Genomic DNA, 19,389 nt, shown 5'->3' with positions numbered 1-19,389 from the left:
TTAATTTAATTTAAAGTAAAGAATAGGGCTTTCTTGAGAATATTTTCCTAACCATTGGCGCAAATTCCTCTAATTTCATACTTTTATAGTCTGGATCAAAAGATGCCTGGTCCCATTTTTCACAAAACTCTACAGCATCATTAAAATATTTATGATCTTTATATTTATCTCTTTGGTTTTGATTCTTTCCAAGATGATGCGCGTAATAGTACATTTGAAACTCACCATGCTTTTGAATGATCCAATGTGTTTTTTCTGAAACATAAGGTTTTAAAACTGAAGCTGCATATTCTGAATGATTAACAGGAGCTAACTCGTCTCCAATATCATGCAGTAATGCTGCAACTACCATTTCTTCATCTGCATTATCTTTAAAAGCTCTTGTTGCAGTTTGCAGAGAGTGTTCAAGTCTAGTTATTTTGTATCCCTCTAAAGTAGAATTTAATCCACTCATAAATTTTAATATTCGATCAGCAGTGCCATCAATATATTTTTGCTCATACTCATCAAGCAACAAGTACTCATCCTTGGTTCCATTTTTCATTTCAGTAAAATTTACTGTTTTCATATTTTAATTATTAGATGCTGTACTTAATAATGAAAGTTGAGTTATTTTATTATCACCCAATTCATCAACAGGTTTAACAGGGTAATCTCCTGTAAAATAATGATCTGTTAATTGAGGATAAGCCTCATTTCTTTTGTCAAAACCAATTGCTCTATATAATCCATCAATAGATAAAAATTTAAGTGATTTTGCTCCAATATATTCACAAATTTCGTCATTAGTTTTATTTGCTGCTAATAACTCTTTTTTAGTTGGGGTATCTACGCCATAAAAATCTGGATATTTAATCTCAGGACAAGCAATTCTAACATGAACTTCTTTTGCACCTGCATCATATAGCATTTTAACAATTTTATAAGATGTAGTTCCTCTAACTAGCGAGTCATCAATTAAAATAATTTTTTTATCTTTAATTGTACTTTGGTTTGCATTTAATTTTAACTTTACTCCTAAACTTCTAATTTGCTGACTTGGTTCAATAAAAGTTCTTCCAACATAGTGATTTCTAATTAGACCATGCTCAAAATTCATTTTTAAATGTTGGGCAAAACCAAGTGCTGCTGCATTACCAGAGTCTGGCACAGGAACCACGATATCTGCATCAACATCATTTTCTTTTGCAAGTTCTTTTCCTAAATTTTTTCTATGTTCATAAGCTGTTTTATTATCAAGTAAGCTATCTGGTCTTGAAAAATAAATATACTCAAAGACACATGGTCTTACTTTTTTCGGAGGGAAGGGTTTGATGCTAGTTAGTTCGTCATTTTCAATTAGCACTATTTCACCATTTTCTACTTCTCTAATAAATTTTGCACCAATGATATCTAATGCACAAGTTTCAGAAGCTAGTACATAGCTGTTTCCTAATTTTCCAATCATCAAAGGTCTAATTCCATATGGATCTCTTACACCTATCAAAGATTTTTGTGTCATCATTACCAATGCATACCCACCTTGAATTTGGAATATAGCATCAATCACTTTATCAATTGTTTTTGATCTTTTAGATTTTGCAATTAACTGAACTATGGTTTCAGTATCAGAGGTAGTGTAAAATATAGCGCCTTCTTCTACGAGCTTGTTTCTTAAAGATATTGAATTTGTTAAGTTTCCGTTATGCGATACCCCAATTCCACCTGCATTAGTATCTGCAAAAAAAGGCTGGATATTTCTTAAAATATTGTTGCCAGTAGTACTATATCGATTATGTCCAATAGCATAATTACCTTTAAGGTTTTTTAAAACTTTTTCTTTATTAAAATTATCACCAACTAAGCCAAATCTTTTTTCTGAATAATATTTTTCCCCATCAAAAGTAACAATTCCACAGCCTTCTTGACCTCTATGCTGGAGTGCGTGCAAACCTAAAGCTGTTAAAGCAGAGGCGTCTTTTGCATTGCTTATGCCAAATACTCCACATTCTTCTTTTAGTTTTGGATCAAATATCTTCAATTTTTTCTTTAGATTCTTGATATGTTTTTTCATTAGGAAATTCTTCAACAAGATAACTACTACCTTTTTTCAAATATGGAAAGACGTATGATTTATCTAAATTAATTGGCCATTTATCGTAGTTATAAACAATATGCACTCCAGAAAAAATAGATACACATACAATATATGCTTTTACAAACCCAAAAAAGAATCCAAAAGTAGTATCCAATCCACCGATGCCAGTATATTTTATTGCTTTACTAATACCTTTGTTAACTAATAATACCAAAAAGATAACAACTATAAATATTGCAATTCCAAGTCCGACATCTAGAACGTATTCGTTATCAATTATATCCTCTACATAAGGTTTTATACGCGGAAATAAAATTAGAGTAATAACATAGGCTAAGAGCCATTTTGCCATTGAAAGGATGCTTAAGACAAAACCTTTTCTATAACAACTGATTAAAGACCATATGGTTACTGCGATATAGATTAAATCAATAATTGAAGATGCTTCAAAAAAATCTTTAAGAGCATCTACCATTAAGCATCTTTACCAAAAGGTTTAACCACCAATATCAATGCTGGCAACAAAGTTAACACCGATATCATTGCAAGCAACATTGCAAGACCTGTAAACATTCCAAAATAGATGGTTGGTATAAATTTAGACAATACTAAAATTGAAAAACCAAATACAATTGTGATTGAAGTATTTAAAATTGCAACCCCAACTGTTGAGTGACAGGTTTTTAATGTGCTGTTGTAATCTTTTAGTTTATTAAACTCTTCTTTGAATCTGTAAATATAGTGAATACTGTTATCAACAGCTATACCGATTGTAATTGCAGCAATTGTGATAGTCATCATGTCTAATGGTATTCCTAATAATCCAATAATTCCCAAAATAAAGAATGCAGCTATGAAATTTGGCACAACACCAATTAATGAAAGTTTAATATTTCTAAATAAAATAATAAACATTGAGAAAATACCAATCATAACCAAACCAAGTGTCAAAATTTGTGACTTAAACAAGCTTTGGAGTAAATTATTAAATAATATTAATACCCCTGCTAACTTGTAATCATCTTTTTCTAATCCTAATTCATTTTCTAGATCAAAATTAATTTTATTGATTAAGTCATTTCTTCTCAAATTTTCTTGTGAATCTATTATTCTAAGACTTATTCGAGCTTCATTATTTTCTATTGATAAATACGGATCAATTATTTCTGTTTTAATACTTTCAGGTATTTTTGAATACAATACACCCATCTCTAAAGTACCAAGGGGATTATTGTTATTTAGTTGTGTTGCAACATCAATAATTGATGAAAAAGATAAAACTTTACCAACTTGTGGAAGACTATCTAAATAATTATGAACAGATGCAATTCTATCTATTTTATCTTTGGTAAACCAATATTTTTCATCATTTGTATCTTCTTCATCTCCCCAATCTTCAAACTCATCATCTTCTTCAGATTTCTTTTCTTCTTTTTTAGGAAACTTTAAAATAACTTCTAAAGGAGTGGTTCCACCAAGTTCTTCGTCAATTAGTTTCATACCTTTGTATATTTCAGTATTTTTATCGAAATAATTTATAAAACTATTCTCAACCTCAAGTTTGCTAATTCCAATTACACTTAAGACAATAATAATTCCAGTTGCTGAAAAAATTGTAAATTTATTATTTAAAGAAATTGACCCAAGTATGGATGTAATTTTAGAATCTTGTTCTTTTTTTAAAGATACATTTCCAGTTGAAGTAAAATTTAAAAGAGTAGGGAGCAAAGTAAAAGTAATTATAAAAGATGTAATCAAACCAAAAGTCATCATCCAACCAAAATCGATAATAGGTTTTATTTCACTAAAGATTAAAGATAAGAAAGCTAAAATGGTCGTCAAAACTGTATACAATATAGGCCAAAACATTTTGCTAGTTGTTAAGGAGATAATTTCAAAGTTATTTTTTGATGGAAAATTTTTTTTAAGCTGAAGAAATCTGGTACTCATATGAATGTTCATTGCCATTGTAAGAATTAGCATCAAGGCAATAAAGTTTGATGATATAACAGTTACTTTCCATCCAAGCAATCCAAGCAGCCCCATCATAATAATTACAGAGAAAAAACAACTGCTAATAGGAACTATAATCCAAATTAGATTTCTAAATACAAACCAAAGTGTTGCTATAATAAATAATAAAACTCCAATACCAAATACAATGATATCACTTTTGATAAAAGTCATCATGTCATCCGCAATCATTGGAATTCCACCCAAGTAAATTTTTCCTACATCTCCATAACTTTGGATTACTTGTCTTATTTCTAAAATGTTTTGATGATTTTGTTTTTTTATCTGATCTTTGTAATTTTCTATTTCTTCTCTAGATTTATTTTCAATATCTTCTAATTTTTTATTTTGTTTGATGTTAACAATAATCCCGCTAGTCTTACCGTCTTCACTAATTACAAAATTTCTAAAGACAGGACTGTTTAAAATTTCACTAAATCCTCTTTCTCTGTCTACCTCTTCATCTTTTAAAGTTTTAAAGCTTTCTAATCTCTCTTGAAGCGGTGCATCTGAATTATTTAAAAGTGGTATATCTAAAAGCGTAATAACACTATGAACCCAATCTAAACTTTGAATTTTGTATTTTATACTCAACAGATTATTTATTGAGGAGTCTGTCACCATTCCTTCATTAGGAGTATAGGTGAGAACTAAAAATTCTTTAGACCCGTATCTTTCAGTAATTTCTTGCAGGTATGCGAGATCTGGATCTCCATCAATTAACAATGTTTCTGATGAAGCATCTAGCCTAAAATCTTTAGAATAGTATCCAAAACTAAGAATAGAAATAAGGAGCAATATAAATATTGCTTTTGGGTTCTTTAAAACTAAGTTTTGATACATTTGAGCTAACATTAGCTCTTTTATATTGGAAATTAATTAGTTTGAGTATCTTTAAATTTGGTAAATCTTTCCTCAAACTCAAGTGTTACATTACCAATTGGACCGTGTCGTTGTTTCCCAATTATAATTTGAGCTAAGTGTGCGACTTCATTCATTTTAGCTTGCCATTCGGCATGTTCTACTGTTGCTTCTCTTGGTTCTTTTCTAGATAGATAATAGCCTTCTCTGTAAACAAACATTACAACATCCGCATCTTGTTCAATTGAACCTGATTCTCTTAAATCTGCTAATTGAGGCTTATGATCATCTCTTTGTTCTACTTGTCTTGATAACTGCGATAGTGCAACAACTGGAACTGCAAGCTCTTTAGCAATTGCTTTTAGCCCTTGTGTAATTTGAGAGATTTCCTGAACTCTACCATCTTTATTATAAGTTGTTCCTCTCATTAACTGAATGTAATCAACAACAATCATATCTAATCCAAATAGTCTTTTAATTCTTCTTGCTCTATTACTTAGTGCTGCAATGCTAATAGCCGGTGTTTCATCAATATAAAGTGGAAGTTCAGCTATATTTTTAGAAGTCTCAAGAAATTTATCAAATTGATCATCAGAAATTCTTCCTCTTCTTATGTCGTTGGAGCTAATTCTTGCCTGTTCCGAGATAATACGAGTTGAAAGCTGTTCAGATGACATTTCTAAAGAGAAAAAAGCTATTGAGGATTTTTTACCACTATCTTGAAGTTTTTGAGCAGCATTGAATGCAATATTTGTTGCAAGTGAGGTTTTACCCATTGATGGACGACCTGCAATAATGATTAAATCAGATTGGTGCAAACCTCCTAGTTTATCATCTAAATCTCTAAGCCCTGTTGGAACACCAACAATTCCTTCTTCATTTTTATATGCAGCTGAAGCCATTTCTATTGTTTGTTTCATTGCATCATCAAATTTTATTAATGAAGAATTAAAAGATCCTTTTTCAGCTAAATCAAATAATTGTCGTTCAGAATTTTCAATTATAGTTTGACCACTAGTATCAAGATCATTCAATTTTGCACTATCGATAGTTTCTTCAGAAATTTTTATTAATTCACGTCTGACAAACATGTCGTATATAATTTTTGAATATTCTACTGCTTGTCTTACAGATGTAGAAAATTTAGTTACTTTTACTAAATACTCTGGAACATTAATGTCATCTTTTTCATCTTCAAAATAATTTTTTAAAGTGATTGGATTAGCAAGCATACCTTTGTAAATAAGACTCTCGATTGCTTCAAAAATCTTTTGATGCATAGGATCATAAAAGTTAACAGAAGAAACAATTGTATTAACTTCATCAAAAATATCATTGCTAACTAATATTGAACCGATTACGGCTTGTTCTGCTTCAATGTTATTTGGCAATTCTTTGAATTTGTCTTTAACGATACTTAAATTATTTTCCATAAATCAAAATTTATATAAAAAATTTATTATTTAAATTTTAAATTTTAGCTGTTGAAAAGAATGTATAATTATTGAATTGTGTCTGCTGATGTAACATTAACAACTATTTCAGCATCAACTTCTGAGTGTAAAGAAATTTTAACTTTGAATTTTCCTAAAGATTTAATTTCTTCGACTGGTTGTATCATTGAAGGTTTAATTTCAACTTTATTTTCTTCTTGAATAAGTTTTGAAATTTCAGTTGGTTTCACTGAACCATAAAGCTCATTGTTTTCTGTGCTTAATTTTTGAACTGAGTATTCTTTATTATTTATTTGTTCTGCAATACTAGTTGCTTCTTGTTTTCTCTCATTGTCTTTTTTAGATAAATCAGCTTTAATTTTTTCAACTTCTTTGATGTTTTCTTTAGATGCGTATAAAGCTTTTTTGTTAGCTATTAAAAAATTTCTAGCAAAACCTCTCTTCACATCTATCACTTCCCCAATAGATCCAATTCTTTTAACGTTTTCTAATAAAATAACTTTCATTATATTAAAGCTAAGTTTCTTGCTCTTTTAATTGACAAAGATAATTCTCTTTGTTTCTTTTGAGAAACATTTGTAATTCTTGAAGGTAAAATTTTACCATTTTCAGAAACATATCTTTTTAAAAGTTTGATGTTTTTATAATCAACTTTAGGTGCACCTTTTACTGAAAGTGGGCAGGTTTTTTTAAATTTATATTTATTTGGTTGAAATATACTTAACTTTGCAAAATTACTTTGCTTTCCTTTTTTATTTCCACTCTGTCTTTTTGGCATTAGTTTTTAGCACTTTCTTTGTTTTCACTTTCCTCTTTTTTTCCAAAGTAGTTAGTGTCTAAATCAAATTCTTTTACTCTAACAGTAAGATATCTGAGTAATTTTTTATCAATAGCTTCATTTTTTTCTAACTCTTCAACTACTTTACCTTTACCTTTAATTTTAAAGTGAATGTAGCTTCCTTTTTTATTTTTCTTAATTAAATAAGAAAGGTTTAGAAGGCCCCAGTTCTCTGTTTTTACAACCTCACCTTCATTTTTTTCAACAATTTTAGAATATTTTTCAGTTAATTGTTTTAACTCACTTGGAGAAGTATCTTGTCTAGCTATTATAGTATGTTCGTATAAGTTCATTTATGTTCTTTAATAAAAAGTGAGGATATACTATTATAAAAGTTCAATTACAATAGATAAAAACACAAAATTAGTAATATTTTTATATGTTTTCAGTAATATTTCCAGGTCAAGGATCTCAAATAGTTGGAATGGGAAAAGAGTTCTACGACAAATTTGAACTTGTGAAAAGCCTATTTAAAGAGGCAGACGAGACATTAAATTATTCAATTTCAAAGCTAATACTAGAAGGGCCTAAAGAGGAGCTTGATTTAACAGCAAACACTCAACCAGCAATTTTTTTAATAAGCTATTCTATATTTAACGTAATTAAAAAAGAATTTAAAATTGATTTAAATAAAGCAAAATATTTTGCTGGGCATTCTTTAGGCGAGTATTCTGCTTTATCTTGTGCTGGATATTTAAACTTTGCAGAAACATTAAAAATTTTAAGAATCAGAGGTGATGCTATGCAAAATTCTGTACCAAAGGGTGAGGGTGGCATGGTTGCAGTGCTCGGATCAACTGTTGAGGCGATAGAAAAAATATTAAAAGATAATCAGAACAAGCTTATAGCACAAATAGCAAATGATAATTCAGAAGGACAAATAGTCTTGAGTGGAAAAACTAAAGATTTAGAAAAATTAACTGAAACATTAAAAGACAATTCAATTAAAAATATAAAACTTCCGGTAAGTGCTCCTTTTCATTGTAGTCTTATGAGTAAAGCAACAGAGATTATGACAGAAGAATTAAACAAAATTTCATTTTCTGATGGAAGCAATAAGTTAATTTCAAATGTAACAGCTGAACCTGTTTCAAGTACTGAAGATTTAAAATCACTTTTAATAAAACAAATTGAAAATAGAGTAAGATGGAGAGAGAGTGTTTTAAATATGATAAATAGTGATGTTAATCATTTTGTAGAAATTGGACCTGGGAAAGTTCTGTCAGGTTTGGTAAAAAGGATTAGTAGAGAAGTTACAATTAATACTATAAACAGTTTAGAGGATATTGAAAATTTAAAAATATGAATGATATAAAAGATAAAAATATAATTGTTACAGGTTCATCTGGAGGAATAGGAAATTCAATTGTAAAAAAATTATATGAAAGTGGTGCTAATATTTTAGCCTCTGGAACAAGAATTGAGAAACTTGAAGAGTTAAAAAAAGAATTCGAAAAAATAAATATTTTAAATTTTGATATATCTCAAAGTGAAAAAATTGAGGAATTTATTGATAATGCAACAAAAGAACTGGGTGGTAGCTTAGATTGTATTGTAAATAATGCGGGCATAACACAAGATAACTTGGCAATCAGAATGAGTTTGGATGAATGGAAAAAAGTGATTGATATTAATTTAACGTCAACATTTTTGATGAGTAAATTCGCTATCAAAAAAATGTTAAAAAATAAATCTGGAAAAATAGTTAATATTACTTCTGTTGTTGGACATACAGGTAATTTAGGACAGGCTAACTACACTGCATCAAAAGCAGGAATAGTTGCTATGTCCAAAAGTTTAGCGATAGAGTATGCTAAGAAAAATATCAATGTTAATTGTATTTCACCTGGTTTTATAAAAACAGCAATGACAGATAAGATTGATGAAAAGTTCAAAGAAACTATTATATCCAAAATACCTTCAGCACGCCTAGGAGAGCCTGATGATATAGCAAATGCTGTAGGATTTTTATGCTCAGATCAATCTAGCTATATTAATGGCGAAACTCTGCATGTTAATGGTGGCATGTATATGGCTTGACAAAATAGCTTTTTAAACTATTAACGAAATATAACAAAAAGGATCAATATGTCAGAAGACGTTTCAAGCAAGGTAAAAAAAATTGTAGCAGATCACCTAGGTATCGATGAGGCTAAAGTAACTGAAGAATCTAGTTTTATAGATGATTTAGGAGCTGATAGTTTGGATACTGTTGAGTTAGTGATGGCTTTCGAAGAAGAATTTGGATCTGAAATTTCAGATAGTGAAGCTGAGAAAATTTTAACTGTAGGAGATGCAGTTAAATTTATCGAAGGAAAAGCAAACTAAAAGTTTTAATGCCCTCAGATAAAGATGGGGTAATGATAATACTTTCCTCTCCTTCTGGAGCGGGTAAAACTACACTAGTAAATTTATTATCAAAAAAAAATAACTACGTAATTTCTATCTCACATACAACTAGAAATCCTCGTCCAGGGGAAATTAATAATAAAGATTATTATTTTGTAAATGACAATGAATTCAAAAGGTTAATTAAGAATGAGGAATTTCTAGAATACGCAAAAGTATTTAATAATTTTTATGGAACAACAAGGACACCAGTTATTGATAATTTAAACAAAGGTAAGAATGTATTATTTGATATTGACTGGCAAGGTGCAGATCAAATAAAAAATAAAAAACTAGATTTTAAGTTAATTTCATTTTTTATCTTACCTCCAAGTAAAAAAGTATTATTTCAAAGATTATCTAACAGAGATATGAGAGATAAGTTGATTGTTGAAGAAAGAATGAAACAGTTTGAAAGAGATGTTTTGCATTGGATAAATTATGATTATGTAATCATAAATGACGAAATAGAGAAATGTTATAACAAAATTGACAATCTTATAGAGGCAGAGTTAAATGATGGATCCAAAGACTATGACTTAAATTTTGTGAGAAATCATGTTGAAAAACTAACATCATAAATTTTCATATTCTTCTGTAAGTTTGTAATAAGTTTCAAAATTTAAATTTTGGGGTCTTAAATTTAAATCAATATTAATTTTTTCCAATATCCTAGGATCACCATTAAAGATTTGATTAAAAGGTTTTTTAATCATTTTTCTTCTGTTGCTAAAAAAAACTCTAGTTATTTTTTCTAAATTTTTTGGATTATTTATTTTATAAAAATCTTTTCTTGGAGTAAAAAAAAGTAGACTACTATCTATCTTTGGCTTTGGCATAAATGAGTTAGGTTTAATATCACATATTTTTTTAATAATTAGTTTCCAATTTGCTAAAATTGATAGTCTTCCATAATTTGAATTGTTGTAGTTAGCTATTATTCTATCGGCTACTTCTTTTTGAAACATTAATACCAGATTTTCAAACCAAAAATCATTTTTTAAATTTATTATCCATTTACTGAGGATTTCAGTAGAAATGTTATAAGGTAAATTTCCAAAGACTGTTATTTTTTCATTAAATAATAATTTTTCATCTATATTCAAAATATCATTATTAATTATGTTTATTTTTGTATTAAATAGTCTTTTCAAATTAATTGCTAAAATATTATCTTTTTCAATTACAGTTAATTTTTTAGGATTTTTATTCAAAATATATTTAGTGAGATTTCCAGTTCCTGGCCCAATTTCTAAAACAGTTTTATTTTTTATTTCGACACAATTAACTATTTTTTCAAGAATTTGTTTATCAATCAAAAAATTTTGGCCTAAACTTTTTTTTGCCCTAATCAATTTTTATCCAAAAATTTAAATGCTTGAATCAAGCTCAAAGGATTTGATATATTTTTTCCAACCATTTTTTCATTTGGACCATGATCTGGAGATATTCTTAAAAATGGTAATCCAACAGTAATATTTATTGCATCATATTCATATATAGTTTTAATTGGTGTTAAAACTTGATCGTGGTACATGCCAACAATAATATCAAATTTTACTCGATTTTTTTTTAAGAAAATTGTATCAGCAGAAATTGGACCCTCGATTAAAAAATTTTTATTTTTAAGTTTTAAAATAGCTGGTTTTAAAATCATTTCATCCTCGTTGTATTTATCATTACTTTCGCAATGAGGATTGAGTCCTAATACTGCAATTTTGGGTTTTTTTTTTATTTTTGTGACATAAAATTTATTTAATAGTTTAATTTTTTTAATAACTAGTTTCTGATTTATTTGTTTGGCCACATTTTTTAATGGTTCATGAGTTGTAATTGGGCATACAGATAAATTTTTATTATAAATCAACATTGCATAATTATTAATTTTAAATTTTTTTGAAATATATTCTGTAATTCCTAAATATTTTTTTTTTAAAAATTTTTTTTTATTAATTGGTCCATTAATAAATTTATTTAATTTATATTTTTTTAAAATGGACAACCCAACACTGAAGCAATTTTTAATATACTCATTTGACTGTTGCGATATTTTATTAAATTTTTTAGAATTATTTAAATTAATATTTATAATATTTATTTTTTTATTGTTGAGATTAGTTTTTCCAATATCTGTTGTTTTTATTTCATTTAAAATAAAATTATATTTTAATTTTTTCATTTCTTTTTTAACTAAATTTAAAGATGCAATTAAAATAATTGGACTTTTTATATTAATTTTCTTTAAAGATTTAAAAAAAATTTCCAAGAAAATACTATTTGGTTCTCCACTTACAACAATTATTGGTTCAAAGTTCATTTATGATAGAATCTTTTTCTAGTTTTTTAAGATATAAATTTGAAAATTGTTTTAATTGATTGTTAATTTTAAGATTAATTATTTTATCAACTTCATTATTTATATTATCTTCTTTTTTAATTTCTTCTTTAATATCATTTATTTTTAAAATCAAAAATCCTCCAGGTGTTCTTATGGGATTTGTAAAATCACCCACTTTAATATTATTTAATTCATTTAATATATTTTTAGATATTGATTTGCCACTAATCCACCCTAATTCTCCACCTTGATCTGACGAATCTGATACGCTGAATAGTAATGCTGTGTTTTTAAAACCATTTAATTTAATATTTTCAGAAATTAAATTAAATTTCTTTTCTAAATTGCTATTATTTAAATCAAATAAAATTTCCGATAACTGGAAATATTTATTTTTTTCATTAGTAACATCTTGAATAACTTGCTCTTTGTTAATTTTAATCTGGTTTTTATATTTAAGATATACAAATTGTCTCCAATTTTCATTGATAGTTATTTTATTCTCAATATATTTTAAGTTAATACCATTCTTTTCTAAAAATAGAATGAATTCATTTGTTTCTTTAAAACCTATAGGCTTATAAGTATCCTCAACAAGTTTTTTAAGATAATTTTTATCAATTTTAATTTCATTAGTATATTTCAATAACTCTTTTTTTTTGATTTTATTTCTAATTAAATTATTTTTTGCTATTTCAATGATTTGATTTTTTTCTAATTTTAATAATTCTTTATTTAAAATTGCGAGATAAGCAATTTCATTTGATATGTCTAAGGTGGTAATAATTTCATTGTTAACTTTAATCAATATTTTATTTTCTAAAGTTTTTGCTTGCTTATTTAAAATTACAAATATGAATAAAATTAATAATAAGTATTTAAATGTGGATTTAGTTTTTAAATATACTAGTTTCATTATGTTCATAAGTTGTAAATGGAAACAGAGTTAAACTAAATAGCAAATTTTCACTTGGCTTAAGATCTCGATCTGAGTAGTATTTTTTCTTATATTTTATACTAGCAGTTAAACAATCATTTTTATATTCATACATCAAATCATAAAATTCAGTTAAATTAATTTTTCTATTTCTCCTAGTACTAAATGAAAAATAATTATTATTATTAAATCTATAACTTGTTGTATTTTCAAAAAAGTTTTCGTCACCTGTAATTCCATCTTCTTTTACAAAGTTGAAATTAGTTTCAAAATCACTTATTTTAAATATTGTGTTAATTGAATTATATTCAAATTTATCATAGTTATTATCTATTCTAAAGTCATAATCAATTGTAACATTTTCTGATAGTTGACTTTCTAATGATCCAAATAAATTAGACTGTTTTTTATTTAAACTTGAACTGTTTGGTATAAAATTTTCTTCTTTATCTCTAAATACACTTGCAAGTTTAAATTCAAAATACTTATTAATATCGTTTAATCTTTCTTTTTTAAAATCAATTCCCAGTGTCAATGATTTACCTTTTTCAAAAGAATCTTCAAATCCAAATCTATCGATGTTAAAAATATTATCCACGTTTACAGTTTTTGTGGATGTAGAATAATTTTTCATATCACTTGGGTTGAATCTAAAAGAAATTTTTGGTTTTAAAATATTTTTGAAATTATTTTGTATTTTTTGCATTGGTCGTTCTGATGTAAATTCGTAAAGACTCATTAATTCAATTTGGGGACTCGATTTATAATTTTCGTCATTTTTACCCAGAGAATTTGTGTTTTTTAAATTTATATTGAAATTATTGATAAAACCAAATTTTGTTACATAGTCATTACTGTCAAACTTAAAATCATTAATAACTGATGATTTTACTTTATTTGTATTTTTGTAATCATTAGATCCTGTAGATGCAAAAGACATCTCTCCATCTAGTAAATTTATGTTTAAATTCTTTGTAAAATCATAGTATGGCAGAATATATTGGTATCTATCATTATTAGACTTATTTAAATCTTCAAAAGCCTTAGATCCTATTTTAAAATAAAAATCATCATGGCTTAGTGTTAAATCAATTTCATTTGACAAATTACTCTGAGATTCAGGTTTAAGTTGAGTGTCTGGTAAATTTGTGTCAAAAACTTTTAGGTATGTATCATTTGTTACTTTTTGCAAAGAAATATTCAAATCACTTCTAATAAAGTCTTTCATTTTCAGATTTGAGTAAAATTTAGCGAACAAATGTGACAAGCTTTTTTCTTTTTTATCTAATTTTGATTTGTATCCAGTAGCAAAACTGAAGTCAGCAATTAGAGAAGAGCTTTCATTTTTTTGTCGATATTCATTTTGAAACATTTTTATATCATTATTAAAAATAGTAGGCTTAAGTGTGATATCTTTATTTTTAGATATTACATGAAAATATGGTATGTGAATTGAATCACCCAAGTCGTTTGAACTGTTTATTTGGGGTTTTAAAAAGCCACTCTGTCTTTTAACTGACGGATCTGGATGAAAAAATTTAGGAAAATACATAACAGGAACATCATAAACTTTTAAGACTGCATCATTATAGATTAATTGTTTTTTATTTTTATCATGTTTAATTTCACTTGCTTGAATCGCCCATGGTGGACAGTCGTCAGTTTTTTTGCAGTTAGTAAATATTCCTTTATTAACTTTAATTATTTTATCTTTTTTAACTGCAGATATTCCAAGTAATCTTGGGTCATTATTTTCATTTCCAAATATATTTTTATGAATTTCAATTCTAGTATCATTTGCTATGAAATTTTGTGTATTTAAATTTATAATTCCATTTTCAAAATAAAATTTGTCACTTTCAGGTAAATTAAAATTCGTAGTAATAATTATTTTTTTTGCTTTAAGCTCTTTTTTATTAAGATTGTATTTAAATTTTCCCAAATTATATAAATTTAATTTATCAAAAATGATTGATTTTTTATTAGAACTAATCTCCATAGAATTTTTTGCAAAAGATAAATCCTCAGACTCTAGGTTATATTTAGAGTTTATCAGTGCTGTTGTTTTACCTTTTGTATAAATTTTCTCATTCTTAATTTCATATGTAACAAAATTTGAATTAATGATATAATTATTAAGTTTATTTTGAATTTTCACATTATTCTCAGCTTGAATAATATCGTTTTTAATATCGTAATTAAAAATTTCAGAGATAATTTGAGAATTATCTTTTAAATTTATTGCCTTGGAATTACCTTTGGTTTTTATTTGCTGATTTGTTTTTAAAAATTCTGCAAAATCAGTATAAATCTCTATTTCTTTTCCTTTATCTTTAACTAACACATTTTGATTTGCTGCAATTATATTTAATTTTTTATTATATTTAAAATTTTTTGAGGTAATAACAACATCATCATCAATACTAATAGCTTTAGAACTTTCTATTGTAAAAATTATTTCAGAATTTTTATCATAAAGTATTTCCTCTGAAAAAATTAAATATTTATTTATAGTGTCATTAACCTTAACATTTCCAGATGCTTTGAGTTTATTTAAATTTTTATTATATTCGAATCTATCTGCATCAATAATTACACCGCTATCAGATATTACCCTACCTTTATTTAACCCTAAAAATTTATTTCCATTTTCGAGGATTTGTATTTCTTTGACATCAAATGTAAAATTATCTTTTGCAAAGGATTTGTTAGCAAAAAAAAATATTAAAAAAATAAATAAAATTATAAAATTTTTACTTTTCATTTATTTTATTTATCATCAAAAAATTTATAATTGTTAATATTAATATTGGAGAAAAAACTGCTAAAATAAGGTGTATTTTTTCGGTTTTTCCTAATACAAATGAAAAATTATTAAAATAATAAATTATTACTGAGCAAAATAACCCTAGTGATATTTTAAATGTTGTGCTCTTAAATTCTTTAATTCTGAACATAATCAAAGAAGCAAACATAGAAATTAACAATAAGAAGATTGGCATACTACAAAGTTTCAATATATGTAAATCTATATCAATTAATGAATAATTTAGGGTTTCATAGTTTTTTCTTAATTTATAAAGTTCATAAAGGTTCAATGCTGATAAATTTGAATAAAGAGTTTTAATTCTTTCTAAATTAAAGTTTGTATTTATTATTAGACTGTCTTCTTCTTTATAGTTATTTTGAAAATAAATTCGTGGGGAAATAATGTTCCATTTATTATAGGTAATATCAATTTTTTCACTTTTAATATTTCTCAAAACTTTAAAATTTTCATCGAATTCAGTAATAAAATTATTTAGCAAAAAATTTTTATCTATTGATGATGAGTTGGTAATAATTATCTTGCCATCAATTTTATCTTTTATCCACAATCCATTATTTGTCACAACTGCAAGATACTTACCATCATCCGCATAATCAGATTTTAATTCTAAATATAAATTTTTTAAATTAGATGACAAATTGTAATAAATTGAAATTATAATTATTCCAGTTATCAATGAAATTGTACTAATTACTAGCAATATTTTCGAGTTTGTAAGACCGGTATACTTAAATATATCCAATTCTTTATTTTCATATAATTTAACAAACAGCATTTGCACTGATACTAAAAGTATAAATGGAAACATTTCAAAAATTAAAGCTGGAGAATTTAAAAATGATAAAAATAAAGTAAAGCTAATACTGACTTGCTCATTTTTAAAAAATTCTATTTCAGTCAGTAAATTTAATATTGTCACTAAACTTAGAGATACAAAAAATACAAAAATAAATGATTTACAAAATATTGAACTAATAAATTTTATATAAACTTTCATTATATAACTCTAATTTTTTTTTTAAATTTAGATGACAAAAATAAATAGAATATCAAAAGAATTAAAACAGGTAATGATATTATAATTAGATTTAAAATAATTTTATCTGATATTAATCTAATTGTAGTTTCTGATGATATTAATAATAAAAGTCCAACTAAAAAAGTTCCAATTTTATAATTTTGATAGTTAGGGTTCTCTTTTGAAGTTAGTATTAATAAAAAAGGGACTAAACTTAGTAAAGGAATGTAAAAAGGAACAATAAATCGCTTGTATAATTCTTTTAAAATATTGTTCATATTACCCAATCTGCAATTTTCAATTGATTTACTTTTTATTAAAAAATTTTTAACATCGAGTTTATAATAATACAAAAGGCATTTAATAATTTTTAACGATGATAGCTCCTGGGTTTTTATATAAGTTGTAGTATTAGTTTCAAAGTTTTGAAGCGAAAAGTTTGATTTAGAAAAAGAAAAATTGGTGAGCTCTTTATCCTTTAAAGTAATTGTTGCACCATCAAATAAAATTAATTCCGGCTTGTTGTTTATATATTCAAATTTTCCCCTTTTGGCATAAGTTATTTGATAATTATTTCCTATTCCTCTTTTTAAATATATATTTTTGAAATCACCATTCTTATATTTTTTTTCTGTATAAATAGTTACTCCTTTAATCGTATCGATAAATTTTTGGGGTTTAATAAAATTATCTAAAAAATTTACTTGAGATGTTCTCAAAAATGATCTTGCTAAATCTTGACCCTTAGGAACAATCAGCGTTGTAAAAATAATTTGGACAATCATTAATATAATTGAAACTGCGAAAAAATAATTAATTATCTGTATCTTATGCACTCCAAAATTCCACATAATCAACAATTCATTGTTGATTTCATATCTGAGAGTAATGTAATAGACGCTAAAAAATAGCATAAATGGTAATATTTTGCTGAAAATTTTTGGAAGGCTTAAGAGTGAAAATTTTATATACACCAAGTAACTCCTCCCATCTTCAATCATTATATCCAAATAATTAACAGCCTGAAAAACCCATATTATTATTGAGGTGCTTAGTATTGAAATTAAAAAAAAAATTAAATAATCAGATAATATTTTTTTATAAAGAATTTTTTTCATTGAAATGTTGTATTTTTATCCATATATAGCATTCATCTCTAGCAGAGTGTATTAGAAATTTATGTCAGTTGTTATTAGTTATAAAAAAAATATATCGAAATTTAAGGCTACTAACTTAGTATTTTTTGTAGATGAAAAGTACAACATATCTACATTAAGCAAATTTTTCACAAGTAAAGATATTATTTTTATTGGAGATATTTTGAGCTCTCATGATTTATCAAAAGATATACTTAGTTTCGACATTTCATCTAATAAAAAAATTTTTTTAATTTCATTAAAAAAAAATATTAATATTTCTCAGATAGAAAATTTAGGAGCTAAGTTTTTTACTTATAGCAAGGAACTTAAACGTAAAGAATTTTATATTTGCTCTGATATAGCATCAATAAAAATTAAAAATGTTGTAGGTCATTTTTTACATGGTTTAAAACTAAAATCTTATGTATTTGATAAATACAAAACAAAAAAAAATAAAAACAACATTACTATTAATGTTTTTGGAAAAAATATACCTTCCAATAAAGATCAAAATATATTTCAAGCTATAGAAGAAGGAACTTTCTATGCAAGAGATTTAGTTTCTGAACCTGGTAATGTTTTGCATCCTGATGAATATGCAAAACGGTTAAAATCTTTATCTAAGTTTGGTTTGAAAATTACTGTTTATGATGAAAAAAAATTAAAAAAATTAGGCATGAATACTTTATTGGGTGTTGGTCAAGGGAGTATAAGAGGTTCCTATTTGGTTACTATAGAATGGAAAGGCTTGAAAGATAAATCAAAACCTTTAGCATTTGTTGGAAAAGGAGTATGTTTTGATACTGGAGGAATTTCTTTAAAACCAGCAAAGTTTATGGAAGATATGACCTATGATATGGCTGGTTCAGCAGTTGTGGTAGGTTTAATGAAAAGTTTAGCACTTAGAAAAGCAAAAATTAATGCTGTAGGTGTAGTTGGTTTAGTTGAAAATATGCCTGGTGGAAATGCTCAACGTCCAGGGGATATTGTGAAATCTTACAGTGGAAAAACTGTTGAAATCCTGAACACCGATGCTGAAGGAAGATTAGTGCTTGCAGATGCACTTACTTACACAGAAGAAAAATTCAAACCTAAATTTATTGTTGATCTAGCAACTCTTACTGGTGCGATTATTGTTTCGCTGGGATCTGAGTACGCAGGTTTATTTTCAAATGACGATAAATTATCAAAACAATTAATTGATGCTGGAGAAAATGTTGAGGAAAAAGTTTGGAGGATGCCCTTAAATAAAAATTTTGATAAATTAATTGACTCAAAAAATGCTGATATGCAAAATATTAATTATGTTGGTGGGGCAGGTTCAACAACCGCAGCTCAGTTTTTGCAAAGATTTATATTAAATAAAACACCTTGGGCCCACTTAGATATTGCTGGTATGGCTTTTTCTAAATATGGTGGCGCATTAAATTCAGGTGGAGCAACTGGTTATGGTGTAAGATTATTAAACAAACTAATAGAGGATAATTATGAGTAAC

19 protein-coding genes are annotated in these 19,389 nt (G+C 26.3%); 5 read left to right on the top strand and 14 right to left on the bottom strand.

Annotated features, from left to right (window positions below; genetic code table 11):
• Positions 1 to 10: 10 nt before the first annotated feature.
• From ACTTBK_RS04135 to rpsF, 8 genes are all read right to left on the bottom strand, one after another.
• Complete coding sequence (locus tag ACTTBK_RS04135; RefSeq protein ID WP_440614654.1) at positions 11 to 568, bottom strand: HD domain-containing protein; 558 nt, start codon at positions 566 to 568, stop codon at positions 11 to 13.
• Between the two features lie 3 nt (positions 569 to 571).
• Entirely contained in the window at positions 572 to 2,053 is a 1,482-nt protein-coding gene (purF, locus tag ACTTBK_RS04130) for an amidophosphoribosyltransferase (RefSeq protein ID WP_440618678.1), read from the bottom strand.
• On the bottom strand, positions 2,007 to 2,552 hold the full coding sequence (locus ACTTBK_RS04125; RefSeq protein ID WP_440618677.1) for a CvpA family protein: 546 nt from the start codon (positions 2,550 to 2,552) through the stop codon (positions 2,007 to 2,009). The genes purF and ACTTBK_RS04125 overlap by 47 nt, the downstream gene beginning before the upstream one ends.
• Positions 2,552 to 4,945: an efflux RND transporter permease subunit gene (locus tag ACTTBK_RS04120; protein ID WP_440618676.1), complete on the bottom strand. Its 2,394-nt coding sequence runs from the start codon at positions 4,943 to 4,945 to the stop codon at positions 2,552 to 2,554. The genes ACTTBK_RS04125 and ACTTBK_RS04120 overlap by 1 nt, the downstream gene beginning before the upstream one ends.
• 20 nt (positions 4,946 to 4,965) lie before the next feature.
• Complete coding sequence (locus ACTTBK_RS04115; RefSeq protein ID WP_440618675.1) at positions 4,966 to 6,384, bottom strand: replicative DNA helicase; 1,419 nt, start codon at positions 6,382 to 6,384, stop codon at positions 4,966 to 4,968.
• 68 nt (positions 6,385 to 6,452) lie between these two features.
• Positions 6,453 to 6,911, bottom strand: a complete 459-nt coding sequence (gene rplI / locus ACTTBK_RS04110; protein ID WP_440618674.1) for a 50S ribosomal protein L9 — start codon at positions 6,909 to 6,911, stop codon at positions 6,453 to 6,455.
• Positions 6,911 to 7,183, bottom strand: coding sequence for a 30S ribosomal protein S18 (rpsR, locus tag ACTTBK_RS04105; protein WP_262589558.1), 273 nt, complete (start codon positions 7,181 to 7,183; stop codon positions 6,911 to 6,913). The genes rplI and rpsR overlap by 1 nt, the downstream gene beginning before the upstream one ends.
• Complete coding sequence (gene rpsF, locus ACTTBK_RS04100; protein WP_428080544.1) at positions 7,183 to 7,536, bottom strand: 30S ribosomal protein S6; 354 nt, start codon at positions 7,534 to 7,536, stop codon at positions 7,183 to 7,185. The genes rpsR and rpsF overlap by 1 nt, the downstream gene beginning before the upstream one ends.
• Positions 7,537 to 7,622: 86 nt before the next feature.
• Here rpsF and fabD point away from each other — a divergent pair, with 86 nt between their 5' ends.
• Genes fabD through gmk form a run of 4 tightly spaced genes read left to right on the top strand, consistent with a single transcriptional unit; the run spans position 7,623 to position 10,212 of the window.
• Complete coding sequence (fabD, locus tag ACTTBK_RS04095) at positions 7,623 to 8,549, top strand: ACP S-malonyltransferase (protein ID WP_440618673.1); 927 nt, start codon at positions 7,623 to 7,625, stop codon at positions 8,547 to 8,549.
• Positions 8,546 to 9,283 carry a 3-oxoacyl-[acyl-carrier-protein] reductase gene (gene fabG, locus ACTTBK_RS04090; protein WP_440618672.1) on the top strand — a complete coding sequence of 246 codons (738 nt, stop codon included), beginning with the start codon at positions 8,546 to 8,548 and terminating at the stop codon, positions 9,281 to 9,283. The genes fabD and fabG overlap by 4 nt, the downstream gene beginning before the upstream one ends.
• Before the next feature lie 48 nt (positions 9,284 to 9,331).
• The gene (locus ACTTBK_RS04085; protein ID WP_008544320.1) at positions 9,332 to 9,571 is read left to right on the top strand and encodes an acyl carrier protein; all 240 of its coding nucleotides are present in this window, start codon (positions 9,332 to 9,334) and stop codon (positions 9,569 to 9,571) included.
• Positions 9,572 to 9,579: 8 nt separating this feature from the next.
• Positions 9,580 to 10,212 (top strand): guanylate kinase, encoded by a 633-nt coding sequence (gene gmk / locus ACTTBK_RS04080; RefSeq protein ID WP_440618671.1) that lies wholly within the window; start codon positions 9,580 to 9,582, stop codon positions 10,210 to 10,212.
• Here the strand turns inward: gmk and rsmA are convergent.
• The 6 genes from rsmA to ACTTBK_RS04050 are packed head-to-tail and all read right to left on the bottom strand — an operon-like array spanning position 10,207 to position 17,872.
• Positions 10,207 to 10,986: a 16S rRNA (adenine(1518)-N(6)/adenine(1519)-N(6))-dimethyltransferase RsmA gene (rsmA, locus tag ACTTBK_RS04075; protein WP_440618670.1), complete on the bottom strand. Its 780-nt coding sequence runs from the start codon at positions 10,984 to 10,986 to the stop codon at positions 10,207 to 10,209. The two genes, gmk and rsmA, sit on opposite strands and share 6 nt — an antisense overlap.
• The gene (locus tag ACTTBK_RS04070) at positions 10,983 to 11,948 is read right to left on the bottom strand and encodes a 4-hydroxythreonine-4-phosphate dehydrogenase PdxA (RefSeq protein WP_440618669.1); all 966 of its coding nucleotides are present in this window, start codon (positions 11,946 to 11,948) and stop codon (positions 10,983 to 10,985) included. Before ACTTBK_RS04070 ends, rsmA begins: the two co-directional genes overlap by 4 nt.
• Positions 11,938 to 12,885, bottom strand: a complete 948-nt coding sequence (locus ACTTBK_RS04065) for a peptidylprolyl isomerase (RefSeq protein WP_440618668.1) — start codon at positions 12,883 to 12,885, stop codon at positions 11,938 to 11,940. The genes ACTTBK_RS04070 and ACTTBK_RS04065 overlap by 11 nt, the downstream gene beginning before the upstream one ends.
• Positions 12,860 to 15,670: an LPS-assembly protein LptD gene (locus ACTTBK_RS04060; protein WP_440618667.1), complete on the bottom strand. Its 2,811-nt coding sequence runs from the start codon at positions 15,668 to 15,670 to the stop codon at positions 12,860 to 12,862. The genes ACTTBK_RS04065 and ACTTBK_RS04060 overlap by 26 nt, the downstream gene beginning before the upstream one ends.
• Positions 15,660 to 16,733 (bottom strand): LptF/LptG family permease, encoded by a 1,074-nt coding sequence (locus ACTTBK_RS04055; protein ID WP_440618666.1) that lies wholly within the window; start codon positions 16,731 to 16,733, stop codon positions 15,660 to 15,662. The genes ACTTBK_RS04060 and ACTTBK_RS04055 overlap by 11 nt, the downstream gene beginning before the upstream one ends.
• On the bottom strand, positions 16,733 to 17,872 hold the full coding sequence (locus ACTTBK_RS04050; protein ID WP_440618665.1) for an LptF/LptG family permease: 1,140 nt from the start codon (positions 17,870 to 17,872) through the stop codon (positions 16,733 to 16,735). The genes ACTTBK_RS04055 and ACTTBK_RS04050 overlap by 1 nt, the downstream gene beginning before the upstream one ends.
• 61 nt (positions 17,873 to 17,933) lie before the next feature.
• Here ACTTBK_RS04050 and ACTTBK_RS04045 point away from each other — a divergent pair, with 61 nt between their 5' ends.
• Positions 17,934 to 19,388, top strand: coding sequence for a leucyl aminopeptidase (locus tag ACTTBK_RS04045; RefSeq protein WP_440618664.1), 1,455 nt, complete (start codon positions 17,934 to 17,936; stop codon positions 19,386 to 19,388).
• The last annotated feature ends 1 nt before the right edge of the window (position 19,389 follow it).

The organism is Candidatus Pelagibacter sp. HIMB1493 (genome assembly GCF_052047995.1).
Lineage (GTDB): Bacteria > Pseudomonadota > Alphaproteobacteria > Pelagibacterales > Pelagibacteraceae > Pelagibacter.
Note: the sequence above shows the minus strand (reverse complement) of the source record. Positions and strands in the feature narration are given on the sequence as shown.